Source organism: Holdemania sp. Marseille-P2844, assembly GCF_900120005.1.
Taxonomy (GTDB): Bacteria; Bacillota_I; Bacilli_A; order Erysipelotrichales; family Erysipelotrichaceae; genus Holdemania.
Map to the genome: position 1 here is coordinate 471,964 of NZ_LT635451.1, position 13,316 is coordinate 485,279.

The following is a 13,316-nucleotide window of genomic DNA, read 5'->3' on the forward strand; positions in this document are numbered from 1 at the left end:
AATGGCAGAGATATTATCAGATAATAAAATTAAAACAATTGCATTTTATTTACCTCAGTATCACGCTATTCCGGAAAACGACAAATTTTGGGGGAAAGGATTTACGGAATGGGTAAATACAAAAAAGGCTACTCCGCTATTTGAGGGACATTACCAGCCAAAGGTTCCGCTAAATGAAAACTATTATAACTTGTTAGATGACAATGTTAAAATTTGGCAGGCAAATTTAGCGAAGAAGTATGGTGTGTTTGGTTTTTGCTACTATCACTACTGGTTTAAAGATGGAAAGAAGCTGCTTGAAAAACCACTAGAGCAAATGCTGCAAAATAAAGATGTTGATATCCCATTCTGTATGTCTTGGGCAAATGAGAACTGGAGTAAGAGATGGGATGGCGGTAATCAGGAGATTATTGCGGAGCAGAATTACGGCACAGAAGATGATTGGAAAAAACATTTGCTTTATATGGTTCAGTTTTTTAAGGACGAACGATATATTACATTAAATGGGGATCCAGTTTTTCTCATTTATAAACCTGAAGAGATTCCGGATCTGCATCGTATGGTAACTTATTGGCAGTCGGAGATTAAAAAGTTTGGTTTCAATCGGATTTGCTTAATGATCCAGAATTCTGGATGGTATTTTTCACCGTCTTACAATGATAGAGATTTTGATTATCAAATTAAATTTGAGCCTTACTTTTCAAAGCAGTACGCGGAAAAAGATTTAAATAAAATTAAACGTCGCCAGATTGCTTATCAAATTCTAAAGGAAGTCAGATTAGAAAAGCCAATCTATGCCTTTGTAAAAAGTAGAAAAAAAGTGGTCGGAAATGATAAGCCGTTGTCAATTTTTAGCTATGATAAAGAATGCACAGATATCTTGAATGGTCCACATTCCAGAAAGATTGTGCAGGGTTTGTTTACAGACTGGGATAATACCGCAAGGCGAAAAAATGGCTTTGTTTTTAAAGGTGGAAATCCAGAAAAATTTGGAAAGTGCGCAAAAAACCTCTTTAATCAGATGAGAGAAAAGAATGATCTTCCGCTTGTCTTTATTAATGCTTGGAATGAGTGGGCGGAGGGAGCATATTTGGAACCGGACGAAAAGCATGGCTTTGCTTACCTTGAGCAATTGCAATTGGCGATTAAATCTTATAACAAAGAAAACTAAGGGATGGGAAAATGTATGACGGTATTGTTTTGCTTTCACTTTAATGAAAAAAATAATGGTGGAGTAAAGTCGTTACTGGACATGTTGGAAGTGTTTTCGGAAAAAGGCGCTCGAATTATTGCGACATTTCCGGTTAAAGATGGATCAGCGATTGAGTACTTGCGGGAGCAAGGCGTAAAAGTGTTGTATGTTCCTTATACAAGATGGGACTACAAGCTAAATGCATCCACCAAAAGTAAATTCAAATCCTTTACTTGGGGGCGCTTTAAGCAGATAAAAACTTACATAGAGGCATTGAAATTTAAAAAGACCTTGAGAGAAGAAAAAATAGATATCGTATACACTAATACTAACACTATCTTCTTTGGCGCAATGCTCAACGCAATTTATAGGATTCCCCATTTTTGGCATGTCCGTGAATTTGGAGATTTGGATCATGGTAATGGATATATTTTAGGTTTTGCGACATTTAAAAAATTTATTGAAAGATATACGACCAAAATGATCGTGATATCTAAGGCTTTGAAAAATTACTATGAAAGTAAAGGGGTCCCATCTGAAAAGATGGTTACAATCTATGATGATGTGTCGAATGAGTATCTGTTAAATTTTAACTATGAAAAGTTTAGAGGCGATTCTCTTAACATATTAATTGCAGGTATTTTGCAAGAAGGCAAAGGTCAGATTGATGTTCTAAAAGCCTTTAATGAATTGTGCAAAGTGGGAGTAAAGGCAAATCTATATATCGCTGGAAAAGGCGATGAATCCTATACGCAAAAGCTAAGAAAATATGTGGCTGACAATCAATTGAACGAGAAAGTTCATTTCCTTGGTTTTGTTGAAGATATGAATACACTTAGAAAAAAAATGCATATTGCGGTGGTTGCATCTAAAAGTGAGGCGTTTGGACGTGTTACCATAGAGGCAATGCTTGGAGGATTAGTTGTTGTGGCAACTGATGCTGGAGCGAATTCAGAACTTATCAATAACGGCAAAACAGGATATCTTTATCCGTCTGGGGATTATCATAAGCTATTTGAATGTATTTATAAGATTCAAGAAAACCGAGAAAATATGTATGAAACAGCTGTAAGAGCGCAGAAATATGCGGTGCAGTACACAAATGGAAATTGTGGCATGAGAATATATCAAGAGATGATAAAAGAAATCTAATATGATCAAAAAGGTACCGCTGGAAGGATGAAAATGAGACAATGAAGATAGGATATAAAAAAATATGCAGGTATTTATCTGTCTTAATATATGTGATTTATTTGTATACCAGTGGACTGGCCAGCTATATTTTTGGAACATGGCAAAATATTATTGCAGCTCTTCTAGGTGCAGCTGTGCTCGGTTGCATAGCTAATACTGGGTTCCCTAAAATCAGAAAAATTAAGACGATAAAGCCAGTCGACCTTCTTGTTGTGATTATGTTGGTTGCGCTTATCTTTAACAATGCCGACATAAAGAATGGGTCGTACATTAATACCGTGGCGACAGTGTCTATTTTCTTGTTCTATTTGGTCTCAAAAAATGATAATCGATGGATGGAAATAGCAACAAACCTTCTGTTTTATGGTGGTTTGTTTCATGCGGTTACTTCATTTGTTTTATACCTTTTGCCAAATGTGTACATGAAATATGTCATGCCACTGTTTGTTTCATTTGGTTACGAATCGACTTTACTGTATTGCGTAAGAAATGGTTATGCAGTTGGACTTACACCTCACTATAGTACAAATGCCATGTATATGTCGGTTGCACTTGGAGCAGCTTTTATTCGCCTGACGGATAGAAGGTTTAAAGGAAAACCGATTATGAATAAAATTAATATCGCTCTTACAGCATTTATTTTATTTGTATTGATTCTTACAGGAAAAAGGGCACATTGTGTATTCGCTTTGGTATGCTTGTTGACGGCATATTATGTATACAATTCTGATAAACCGAAAAGCCGTCTAATGAAAACACTAACATTGATAGCAGTTGGCGGTATAGCTCTAGTTTTAATTGTAGAGATTGCACCTGATGCTGTACCAGTTATTAGGCGATTTATTTATATGTCGCAGTTGGAAGATAGTTCGCTGGGGCGAAATGCGAGAATGCTTCTGGCATTGAGTTTGTTTTTACGGAATATTTTGTCAGGAATCGGATGGAACGGGTTTACTTATTATTATAATGCTACTTTTGGAGAGTGGCTTAACGTACACAATGTTTATTTGCAGCTTTTGTGTGAAGAGGGATTGTTTTTTAGTTTGGCATTTTTTGCATTTTTTATTGTTTCATTTTTACATGCTTGGAATGCATTGAAACAGACCAGAGTACAAAAACTGGGTGGTATTAATGAGTCGTTGCTACTATATTCAGTTTACATACAAGCATTTTTCCTGTTATACAGTCTTACAGGAAATCCTCTTTATGATGCGCCGTTTCTTTTTCCTTATATTTTTGGATGCGCATTTGGAGAATATTATTATAGAAAGGTCAAGGAGTTAACAGCATATGAATCTTAAGATTGTAACATTTCATTTTGCTAATAATTATGGTGCGGTTCTCCAAGCGTATGCATTACAAGCACATTTGAGTCAGTATGGAAATGTGGAGTTTTTGAATTATGAGCCTGAACATTTAAAAAAGCTGTATTCATTAAATCCTTTTTCCTGTGGAATACACCCGCGTGAAATAATACGAAGGGCTAGAGCCATTCCATATAAAAGAAAACAGTTTGAATTTTTTTCAAATTTCAGAAAAAATGATTTAAAATGTGCTAATGAGAATACGTCAGATATAGATTTGGCGAAAAATGTCTTAAACCGGGCTGATGCAGTAATTTACGGCAGCGATCAGATTTGGAATCTAGGTATTACAAATAGCGATAGCATTTATTTTGGAGATTTTGTAGATAAAACTGTAAAAAAAATTGCCTATGCAGCAAGTTTTGGTGCTGATAATGATCTGAATTCTATAAGCCAGTTTATTAAAAAATATTTGAATGCTTTTGATGCATTATCTGTTAGAGAGCAAAGTGGCGTGAAAATATTAAGTGATAATGGCGTGAGTAACGCAGATGTGGTATGTGATCCGGTCTTTCTGTTAGATAAGGATTGTTGGATAAACATCGCACGGAAACCAGTTGAAAATATACCTGAAAAGTATATTTTGTATTATGCATTGCGTAAAGACGAAAAATTAATTAGAGCTGCGAAGAAAGTAGGAAAGGATTATGGAATCCCAGTGCTTTCTATCCATCCGAATGGAAATCGCTCTTTTATGATAGAAAATCAATTGTATAAAATTGGTCCGAAAGAATTCGTGTGGCTGATTAACAATGCGGCTTATATTTGTACAAATTCTTTTCATGCTGTTGCATTCTCATCAATCTTTAAGAAAAAAGTTGTGTTTCATGGGTATGAAAATGGCAAAGGTCGTGTCGAATCATTGCTTTCAATTCTGAAATCTCCAGAGTTCTTCTATAAGGATGAAAAAGGTAACGATATTTTTGATCTGGAAAAAGCTGAGTATAAAGGGCTAAAGGAATTGAAACAGCAGTCCATTAGATATCTGAAAGATAACATAAAGCCGAAAGAACATGTATAAAGATTTTTGGAGGACTATAATTAACTAATGCGAGCAAAGAAAAATGCAATAACAGGATTGATGACACAATTGATAATCATTGCATTGGGATTAATTGTCCCAAGAATTATGATTACCAATTATGGCTCAGATACAAATGGATTGACAAATACATTAACTCAGATTTTTAGTTATGTGGCGTTGCTAGAAGCTGGAATAGGGCAATCTACTAAAAATGCATTGTATAAGCCAATCACAGAAAAAGATAAAGACGGAATTTGTAGAATCCTGTCAGTTTCAAGAAAATATTATTGGAAGATTACGAAATACTATGCCGGAGTTGTGATTCTTATGGCAGCACTACTTCCATTTGTGCTTAAAACAGAACTTTCGGCAAAAACTGTTTTTGCTGTAGTTTTTTTTGAGGGTATGTCAGGTGTAATTCGATTTATGTTCACTGAGAACTGGATGCAATTACTAATGGCAGAAGGAAAAGGCTATGTACAGGCAAATATCACATTGATTACTAAACTGCTTACATATGGTGTTAAAATTGTCTTGGCCTGTATGAAAGTTAATATTGTAGCAATTCAGTTTGGATTCTTCTGCGTATCACTGATTCAGTTGGCGATTTATAAATGGTACATTAAAAAAAATTATGGCTGGATAAAGTATGATTTGAAATCGTATGAAAACTTTGAATTACCGGATAAAAATGCATATGTCTTAACCGAAATAGCGTGGACTGTTTTTTCATCAACGGATATGATTTTGCTGTCAATACTTTTTAGCACGGCTTTATCAAGTGTGTATTCTGTTTATAATCTTGTATATTCCAATATTTCAGGTTTAATGAATTCTGTATATACAAGTTTGATATATTTGTTAGGACAGACATACAGTGAAAGTTTGCGTAAATATGAACAGGTACACGATGAATTCGAATTGATGTTTATGACTGGCGCTGCTATTTTAATGAGTTGCTGTTCAGTGCTTGGAATTCCATTTGTACGCCTATACACAAAGGGCGTGACAGATACAAATTATATATATATTTATTTACCGATTCTTTTTGGATTGATACAAATTCTCTCATGGGATCGATATGTGTCTGGAAACCTAACTGGTATTGCTGGATATGCAAAAATTGTATCTAAAATATCGGTGGCAGAGGCGGTATCAAATATTGTACTGTCTGTGATATTGGCTCCTAAAATGGGACTTTATGGAATAACTTTAGCAACGGCAATTTCGCTGCTTTTTAAACTTATATATTTAACGTATCTTGGAAATGTTGTGATTTTAAAGAGATCAATTCGAAAGAGTTGCTTTAAAATTATAGCGTATTTGGCATTGTATTTTTCTATATCTTTTGCTTTTGTGATTAAACCATTGGCAATTGAGAGCTTTATACAATTTATATTATACGGAGTGGTTACATTTTTGTTTGTTTCGCTGGCTTATGGTGTGGTGGCTTATTTCCTAGATAGGCAGACATTCAAATCACTAATAAAAAGAGTTGGACTAAAAAAGAAAAAATATTAAATATTTATGTTATCTATTATTTGAATGAAATGATACGGACTATTAGACTTTGCAATGAATAGGAGAAAAGGGTATGTACAATACTAAATATATGGATGAGCAATTTGTTGATGAATTTAAAAGACTGGCTGAAAAACCACATTTTTTAAATGGAAAGCTAGAAGCAAAAGAATATGTAGATGCGATTGTTTTGCCGTTCCTAAATGGCCGGGGGGGGGGTACTAAATAACCGCGGAGAGTACATTGAAGAGTCGGCACTTCATGCTGAGCATATAATGGAGCGCCCATACGAAGTGATGAAAGTGAGTAAAATCAATGAAACAGCGGTTTATTTGGGACTATTTATAAAACAGTGGGGACATTTCCTTGTCGATTTTGTTCCTCGGCTTTGGCATTTAATTAATAATGATTCGGATTTAAAGTTGGTATATATTTCGATTGGAAATCAAGAAATTGATGGAGTTTATGCCGAGTTTTTAAATGTATTTGGCATTGATACAAAGAGAGTTATTTGTATTAAATCCCCCACTGAATTTACAAATATAATTATTCCACAGACATCATATGAGCGCCCATATCCTTATTATGCCGAATATAAAAGTATCTTTGATTATATGAATTCAAAGATTGAGAAATTAAATTTGTCATATCAGCGGTATGAAAAAATTTATTGGACAAGAACGAAATTGAAAAAGGCTAGGAAGACAGAAACGGGAGAAAAAGTAATAGAAGAACTGTTTGAAGCAAATGGATATAAGGTACTTTCACCAGAGAAGTTATCTTTAAAGGAACAGCTTTTTTACTTTAGCACATGTAAAAAAATGGCGGGAATATCGGGCACTATACCACTAACCTCTTGTTTTCAGACAGTAATACAGAATTCGTGATTTTGAATAGGACCTATAGAATTAATGTTAACCAGTTTCCGATAAATGAATTATCAGGAGCAAAAGTGATTTATATCGATTGCCACGCTTCGTTCTTTCCTAATTCCGCAGATAAGGGTCCCTATTGGATGGTGTTTAATGAACATCTTAGAGAATTTGCTGAGGATATGAATTTTACTGTGCCTAAATCTGTTAGTAAAACCGAAGGGCATATAAGACTCCATGATCTTATAAAGTACATTGTTGTTTATTTTAATACCTATACAGGGAAAGAACTCTGCAAAACCGATGCAGGTATGGCGGGGGAAATTTCTGGTATATCAAGACCGAGCATAGAAGGAACAGAACCTCACGAATTGTATTATTATTATAGAAAGCAATTTGGAGAGGTGATTAGCTTAGTGGTTATAAAGCAACATCTTAAAAAAGCGATAAAGAAATTACTTGGAAAATAAGTTCCTAGTTTTAATGTGAATATGTTTGGGCTTAAACTGTGTGATACATATTACACGGTGGTGGCTCAAGTTGCGCACCTCTATGTGCTGGGCAGTAGGTAAATTCTTTGAATGGTTAAGATGTAGTTCGATACGAATATGATGCAAATAATGATACATGAGAGAGTTGACGAGTGGTTTAAGAAAGGGATAAAATCTTGAGAGCAGAGCAGAGCAGAGCAGAGCAGAGCAGAGCAGATAATATTGACATTTTGAAAGTAATATGCGCTTTCCTAATTGTTTGTATTCATGTTCCGTTTCCGGGAAGAGTCGGTGCATATTTTACGTCACTGACCAGAATAGCAGTTCCTATTTTCTTTATGATTACAGGATACTTTTATTCAGATACCGTTGCAAGGCATAAGGAGAAGCAACAAATCAAGAAGATATTCTGCTTGGTTGTAGAGGCGAATATACTTTTCTTTGTTTGGAATATTGCTCTCGATATTCTCAGAAGAGACAGCATAGTAACCTATGTTCGGTCGATTTTTACTGGTAGGAACATACTTGAGTTTTTAGTTTTGAATGAATCACCGTTGGCAGGACATCTTTGGTATTTAGGAGCAATCCTTTATGTGTTGGTGATTGTTTTGTTGATGGATAAGTTCAACTGCCGAAAGATTCTGTACTATTTGACTCCGGTTCTGCTCATTGTAGACTTGATGTTTGGAAAGTATTCGCTGCTCATTTTCCATCGGGAGTTTCTGTACATTTTGGTTAGAAATTTCCTTTGTGTAGGAATACCGTATTTCTGTATTGGAAATCTCATCAGAGAAAAACAGTGTTCTGAAAAATGGAATGGGGAAACACTTCGGTTATTGATTTTTGTGTTTGCGATAACCAGCCTTGCAGAAAGATTTGTTTTGGAAAACGCTGGATTGAACGCAACAAGAGATCATTATATCAGCACGACTTTTTTAGCAATCTGTCTCTTTGTATATACTCTCAAGAGTAATTGGCATAATAAGGAATTGGCTGTGATTGGAAGAAAGTATTCCACATGGCTTTACATTATACATCCGATTTTTATTACGGTCTTTGCAATGATAACAGGTAAACTTGGGATAAAATCAATTTACAAATATGTTGCACCGATTGTGGTTTATTTTGCAACGCTTATATTCCTTATCGTTCTGCAGAAGTTTAAGATCGCAATTAGAAGAAAATAATACGTAGGAGGAACAGCTTATGGTAGATTTGATAGATACAATAGTATATGCAGGAAGGTTAAAAGACGAATCTGCCATGAGGAGCAGTTCTTCTGGTGGCGCATTTACTGCACTTTCTGACTTCTTTCTGGAAAATGGTAACGCTATGGTGGCAGCAATCTATAATTACGAGAACCACACTGCAGAATTCCAGATGATTCTGAATAAGAATCAGCGTGAAAGAGCAAAAGGTTCAAAATATATGCAAAGCAAGCCCGGTGATATTTATCGGGAAGCTTACAATTGGCTGATGGAGAACCCAGAAAAAGAGTTGCTCTTTGTTGGTATGGGGTGCCAGTCTGATGGATTTCGGAAGTTCAGCGAAATAAAAGGAATTCGTGATCGAGTGTACATCGTAGATATTATCTGTCATGGCTCACCAAATCCAATGCTGTGGAGAGAATATGCAGAGTCGATTCAGGAGAAGGACGGAGAAATAACATACCTCACTTTCAAAGATAAGCGCAACGGTTGGAAATCTCCAACAGCTTATGTGAAAGTCAATGGAGCAGAGAAGTCGATTAAAGATTATGTGAAAGTGTTTTATAATCGGTGTGCATTGCGGCCGTCCTGTTATGAATGTCCTTATGCTACCACAGAAAGAAAAACAGATATAACCATTGGCGATTTCTGGCATATTGAGGAGACGATTCCAGACTTCTATAACCCTAACGGCAATTCGTTATTCTTGATTCATACAAATCGAGGTGAAGAGCTGTTTGTAAAGATTCAGGGAGACTTGGATTGTAGATTGAGTAATACAACACAATGTTGGCAGGCGAACCTTGAAGCACCGACCAAGAAGTCTGAGCAAAGAGAAGAGTTTTGGAACGATTATCAAAGGAAAGGAATTGATTTCGTCATGAAGAAATATGGAACAGTTCCAATGAAAACAAAAGTAAAGAATAAACTCCTCAAAATTTTGAGGGGGGGGTACACAGAAAGTAGTACCTGTTATGCTGATTACTCCGAAAGGAGGGCAGCGTAATGAACTGGAAGCAGCCTAAAGTGTATGCAGTAAAACATAAAGACGAAGCAACAAGAGCGGCTTCCAGATCCGGCGGTATTTTTACAGCTCTGTCGGATCAAGTATTATCCAATTGCGGAGTGATTTACGGATGTGTTTTGATGGATGATTTTAACGCTGTACATATTCGTGCTGATAATGAAGAAGATCGCAATCGAATGCGTGGCTCAAAATATATCCAAAGTAAACTAGGTGATACATTTAAAAGTGTCAAGGCAGATCTCGATGCTCAGAAGAGTGTACTTTTTTCTGGAACTTCCTGTCAGGTGGAAGGATTGAAAAAATATCTTGGAAAAGAATATGATAACCTTTTCTGTGTGGACATTGTTTGCCACGGAGTACCAAGCCAAAAGGTTTGGAACGCATATCTGCGCTGGCAAGAGCAGAAAAATCATTCTAAAATTGCAAGCGTAGACTTTCGTAATAAAAAAGATTTTGGATGGCATGACCATGTGGAAACGCTTCATTTTGAAAATGGAAAGTTTACAAGCAGCCGGGTATTCAAAGAGCTCTTCTATGGACATACAGTATTACGGCCAAGTTGCTATGAATGCCCTTATAAGTCTGTAATACATCCAGGAGATATTACAATTGCAGATTACTGGGGTATCGAGAAAGCCGCACCAGAGTTTGATGATAACAAGGGCGTTTCATTGGTGCTAATAAATAATGAGGCTGGAGAAAAAATCTTTGAAAAAATAAAGGAGAGACTGATTTGGAAGCAGACAAAGCTAGAGGATAGTATGCAGCCGCCTCTTAAAGCTCCATTTCCAAAACCGGAAAATAGAAATCAATTTTGGATTGACTTTGAAAACAAGTCATTTGAGTATGTTGCCAAGAAATACGGTGGCATTGGATTCAAGAATGATGTTAAATCATTCTTGAGAAAGATTAAGAGAAAAATCAAGAAGTTGGTGGTAAAAGGTGGAAAAAGATATTCCTGTATTGTATAAAAGAATAGAAGAATGCTGCGGATGCACCGCCTGCGTTGCCATCTGTCCTAAAGAGGCGATAAGTATGGTGGAAGATGAAGAGGGATTTGAGTATCCGCAGATTGATGAAAAAAAATGTATTCGTTGCTATAAATGTTTGAAAGTGTGTCCTTTTAAAACTGAGTGAAGGTTGGAAACTAGATAGGTTGAAATCTTGTTAAGGAAGCTGGGTAAATGATAGAGCTTATTTTGCATGATATCTACGATACATTTTCCTATGTGAAATATGGTATAGCTGCAGCGGTTTGTGTTGCTTTGGCTTTAACGGTATTATACCGCAGGCGAATCTGGGATGATGGTGGGAAACAGAAAGAGTTTGTTTCGCTGGTCTGTAAAAGTATGTTCCTGGCCTTTTACGGCACGGTTTTGCTCCAGGTAACACTGCTGTCGCGGGAGCCGGGAAGCAGGATTGCTGCTGAACTGATTCCCTTTAGCACCTGGGGAACAACAGCGCAGAGCAGGGCATATGAGATTAAGAATATGATTATTTTTCTGCCTGTAGGGGTGTTTCTGCCGTTGGTGTATAGAAGGCTGCGCAGGTTGCGCACGGTTACTTTGGCGCTGACTGGACTCAGCGTCGGCATTGAACTTGTACAGTTTGTGACGCAGCGAGGATATTTGTAGACGGATGATGTGATCATGAATGTACCGGGCGGCTTGATCGGATATGGCCTATGGCGACTGGTATTCGAGAGGAGATAAAAATAATATGAAAAACACTACATTACTGTTTATGGCAGCTGGTATCGGCTCCCGCTTCGGCGGTGGAATCAAGCAGCTGGAGCCGGTGGGCTTACATGATGAGATCATCATGGACTATTCTTCCATGATGCCATCGAAGCCGGATTTAACAAGATCATTTTCATTATCCGGAAGGATATTGAGGCGGATTTTAAGGAGCGAATCGGAAATCGCGTGGAGGGATTGTGTGAGAGACTTGGTGTGGAAGTCGCTTATACATTCCAGGAACTGCATAACGTTCCGGGTGAAGATCTCACAGGTGGTGTGAAAGTGCCGGCAGGCCGTACAAAGCCTTGGGGAACCGGTCAGGCTGTACTGGCGGCCAAAGCGTTGATTCATGAGCCGGTTGCGGTGATCAATGCAGATGATTACTACGGCAAAGAGGCATTCCGTCAGCTTCACGACTGGCTGGTTTTGTAGCATGAGGACAATGCGATTGCGATGGCAGGATTTATTCTGAAGAATACCTTATCGGACAATGGCGGCGTGACCAGAGGTGTGTGTAAGGTCGCGGAGGGACACACGCATATTACCGATGTGATTGAGACCAGCAATATTGTGAAAACGGTTGATGAGCATGGGAAAATTGGTGCGGAAGCAGATGGAGCGGAGATTGCACCCAATTCTTATGTTTCGATGAATTTCTGGGGCTTTCCGGCGAAGGAAGGCTGCGCTCCGGCGTATTTGACGGTTCTAGAGCAGGGATTTGTGGAATTCTTAAAAGATACCGTTCCATCCAATCCACTGAAAGCTGAGTATTTATTACCGGTACATATCGGTGGATTGTTGAGGGAAGGAAAGTGTACGGTGAAGGCGCTGGAGAGGGACTCCTGGTTCGGCGTTACCTACAAGGAGGACAAGGCGGCTGTGGTAGAGAGCTTTAAGAAGCTGATTGCAGATGGCGTGTATAAGGAAGAATTATATTCAGACTTATAAGAATTTCCAGATGTCACTGTAATCAATGTGCGCAGACGATCGTCAGATGGAGGTCAAATAATAATGACAAATGATGTCGGGTAAACACAGGAGGTGATAGTCATGATTTATGTTACAGGAGAAACGATGGTGTTGATGGCGAACGGATCAGAAAAAAAGAATAGACGGGCTTCAAATCGGAGATATGGTATATACCGACCATGAACCTATGCGAGTTCAGGATGTGTTAATATATAATGGTGTCAGACTGAATAACCAGAGAGGATATTAAGTAAGCGCCATTAGAAAGGAACCTGATTATGAATCTAAACACAATTCACCATATAGCAATCATCGTATCGGATTATCAGATTTCCAAAGATTTCTATGTCAATAAGCTGGGCTTTTCCATCATCCGTGAGAACTACCGCCCGGAAAGAAATGACTGGAAGCTGGATTTGCAGTGCGGAAATATAGAGTTAGAAATCTTCGGTGTGTCCAATCCACCGAAAAGAGTATCCCATCCGGAAGCCTGCGGGCTGCGGCATCTGGCGTTTAAAGTAGACTCGGTGGAAGATACAGTGAAGGAACTGGTAAAATTGGATATAGCGTGTGAGCCAATCCGGACGGATGAGTTTACCGGAAAACACATGACTTTTTTCAGAGACCCGGATGGGTTGCCGCTGGAGCTGCATGAGTGAGAAATAGAAAAAATGAGAAAAACCGATGAACGCACGGTGAAATGAGAGACTAACAG

General features: G+C 37.6%; 16 protein-coding genes. All 16 read left to right on the top strand.

Going from position 1 to position 13,316, the window contains the following annotated elements:
- The first annotated feature begins 1 nt into the window (after position 1).
- The 16 genes from BQ7364_RS08900 (at position 2) to BQ7364_RS08965 (ending at position 13,260) form a co-directional block, all read left to right on the top strand.
- The gene (locus tag BQ7364_RS08900; RefSeq protein WP_200798780.1) at positions 2-1,171 is read left to right on the top strand and encodes a glycosyltransferase WbsX family protein; all 1,170 of its coding nucleotides are present in this window, start codon (positions 2-4) and stop codon (positions 1,169-1,171) included.
- Between the two features lie 15 nt (positions 1,172-1,186).
- Positions 1,187-2,344, top strand: coding sequence for a glycosyltransferase family 4 protein (locus BQ7364_RS08905; protein WP_159432780.1), 1,158 nt, complete (start codon positions 1,187-1,189; stop codon positions 2,342-2,344).
- Positions 2,345-2,385: 41 nt separating this feature from the next.
- On the top strand, positions 2,386-3,687 hold the full coding sequence (locus BQ7364_RS08910; protein WP_072684391.1) for an O-antigen ligase family protein: 1,302 nt from the start codon (positions 2,386-2,388) through the stop codon (positions 3,685-3,687).
- Positions 3,677-4,771 carry a polysaccharide pyruvyl transferase family protein gene (locus BQ7364_RS08915; protein ID WP_072684392.1) on the top strand — a complete coding sequence of 365 codons (1,095 nt, stop codon included), beginning with the start codon at positions 3,677-3,679 and terminating at the stop codon, positions 4,769-4,771. The genes BQ7364_RS08910 and BQ7364_RS08915 overlap by 11 nt, the downstream gene beginning before the upstream one ends.
- Before the next feature lie 27 nt (positions 4,772-4,798).
- Positions 4,799-6,295: an MATE family efflux transporter gene (locus BQ7364_RS08920; protein ID WP_072684393.1), complete on the top strand. Its 1,497-nt coding sequence runs from the start codon at positions 4,799-4,801 to the stop codon at positions 6,293-6,295.
- Positions 6,296-6,368: 73 nt separating this feature from the next.
- Positions 6,369-6,524 (top strand): hypothetical protein, encoded by a 156-nt coding sequence (locus tag BQ7364_RS17975; protein WP_159432781.1) that lies wholly within the window; start codon positions 6,369-6,371, stop codon positions 6,522-6,524.
- Entirely contained in the window at positions 6,499-7,182 is a 684-nt protein-coding gene (locus BQ7364_RS08925) for a glycosyltransferase 61 family protein (RefSeq protein ID WP_083538508.1), read from the top strand. Before BQ7364_RS17975 ends, BQ7364_RS08925 begins: the two co-directional genes overlap by 26 nt.
- 128 nt (positions 7,183-7,310) lie before the next feature.
- Positions 7,311-7,637: a hypothetical protein gene (locus BQ7364_RS08930; RefSeq protein ID WP_159432782.1), complete on the top strand. Its 327-nt coding sequence runs from the start codon at positions 7,311-7,313 to the stop codon at positions 7,635-7,637.
- Between the two features lie 197 nt (positions 7,638-7,834).
- Entirely contained in the window at positions 7,835-8,845 is a 1,011-nt protein-coding gene (locus BQ7364_RS08935; RefSeq protein ID WP_072684396.1) for an acyltransferase family protein, read from the top strand.
- A gap of 19 nt (positions 8,846-8,864) precedes the next feature.
- A complete protein-coding gene (locus BQ7364_RS08940; protein WP_072684397.1) occupies positions 8,865-9,872 on the top strand; it encodes a Coenzyme F420 hydrogenase/dehydrogenase, beta subunit C-terminal domain in 1,008 nt (335 codons plus the stop codon).
- Positions 9,872-10,864 (top strand): Coenzyme F420 hydrogenase/dehydrogenase, beta subunit C-terminal domain, encoded by a 993-nt coding sequence (locus BQ7364_RS08945; RefSeq protein ID WP_072684398.1) that lies wholly within the window; start codon positions 9,872-9,874, stop codon positions 10,862-10,864. Before BQ7364_RS08940 ends, BQ7364_RS08945 begins: the two co-directional genes overlap by 1 nt.
- Positions 10,836-11,030 carry a 4Fe-4S dicluster domain-containing protein gene (locus tag BQ7364_RS08950; protein ID WP_072684399.1) on the top strand — a complete coding sequence of 65 codons (195 nt, stop codon included), beginning with the start codon at positions 10,836-10,838 and terminating at the stop codon, positions 11,028-11,030. The genes BQ7364_RS08945 and BQ7364_RS08950 overlap by 29 nt, the downstream gene beginning before the upstream one ends.
- Before the next feature lie 47 nt (positions 11,031-11,077).
- Entirely contained in the window at positions 11,078-11,527 is a 450-nt protein-coding gene (locus BQ7364_RS08955; RefSeq protein WP_072684400.1) for a VanZ family protein, read from the top strand.
- Between the two features lie 318 nt (positions 11,528-11,845).
- Positions 11,846-12,064, top strand: coding sequence for a hypothetical protein (locus BQ7364_RS18590; RefSeq protein ID WP_369802553.1), 219 nt, complete (start codon positions 11,846-11,848; stop codon positions 12,062-12,064).
- 21 nt (positions 12,065-12,085) lie between these two features.
- Positions 12,086-12,580 (top strand): hypothetical protein, encoded by a 495-nt coding sequence (locus tag BQ7364_RS18595; protein WP_369802554.1) that lies wholly within the window; start codon positions 12,086-12,088, stop codon positions 12,578-12,580.
- Between the two features lie 299 nt (positions 12,581-12,879).
- On the top strand, positions 12,880-13,260 hold the full coding sequence (locus tag BQ7364_RS08965) for an SMU1112c/YaeR family gloxylase I-like metalloprotein (protein ID WP_072684401.1): 381 nt from the start codon (positions 12,880-12,882) through the stop codon (positions 13,258-13,260).
- The last annotated feature ends 56 nt before the right edge of the window (positions 13,261-13,316 follow it).

Excerpts from the sequence above, each read along its gene's own strand:
- BQ7364_RS08945 (WP_072684398.1), top strand. The coding sequence starts at position 9,872 with ATGAACTGGAAGCAGCCTAAAGTGTATGCAGTAAAACATAAAGACGAA.
- BQ7364_RS08900 (WP_200798780.1), top strand. The coding sequence starts at position 2 with ATGGCAGAGATATTATCAGATAATAAAATTAAAACAATTGCATTTTAT.
- BQ7364_RS18595 (WP_369802554.1), top strand. The coding sequence starts at position 12,086 with ATGGCAGGATTTATTCTGAAGAATACCTTATCGGACAATGGCGGCGTG.
- BQ7364_RS08940 (WP_072684397.1), top strand. The coding sequence starts at position 8,865 with ATGGTAGATTTGATAGATACAATAGTATATGCAGGAAGGTTAAAAGAC.
- BQ7364_RS08955 (WP_072684400.1), top strand. The coding sequence starts at position 11,078 with ATGATAGAGCTTATTTTGCATGATATCTACGATACATTTTCCTATGTG.
- BQ7364_RS08910 (WP_072684391.1), top strand. The coding sequence starts at position 2,386 with ATGAAGATAGGATATAAAAAAATATGCAGGTATTTATCTGTCTTAATA.
- BQ7364_RS08920 (WP_072684393.1), top strand. The coding sequence starts at position 4,799 with ATGCGAGCAAAGAAAAATGCAATAACAGGATTGATGACACAATTGATA.
- BQ7364_RS17975 (WP_159432781.1), top strand. The coding sequence starts at position 6,369 with ATGTACAATACTAAATATATGGATGAGCAATTTGTTGATGAATTTAAA.
- BQ7364_RS08930 (WP_159432782.1), top strand. The coding sequence starts at position 7,311 with ATGGTGTTTAATGAACATCTTAGAGAATTTGCTGAGGATATGAATTTT.
- BQ7364_RS08905 (WP_159432780.1), top strand. The coding sequence starts at position 1,187 with ATGACGGTATTGTTTTGCTTTCACTTTAATGAAAAAAATAATGGTGGA.
- BQ7364_RS08915 (WP_072684392.1), top strand. The coding sequence starts at position 3,677 with ATGAATCTTAAGATTGTAACATTTCATTTTGCTAATAATTATGGTGCG.
- BQ7364_RS08925 (WP_083538508.1), top strand. The coding sequence starts at position 6,499 with ATGGCCGGGGGGGGGGTACTAAATAACCGCGGAGAGTACATTGAAGAG.
- BQ7364_RS08965 (WP_072684401.1), top strand. The coding sequence starts at position 12,880 with ATGAATCTAAACACAATTCACCATATAGCAATCATCGTATCGGATTAT.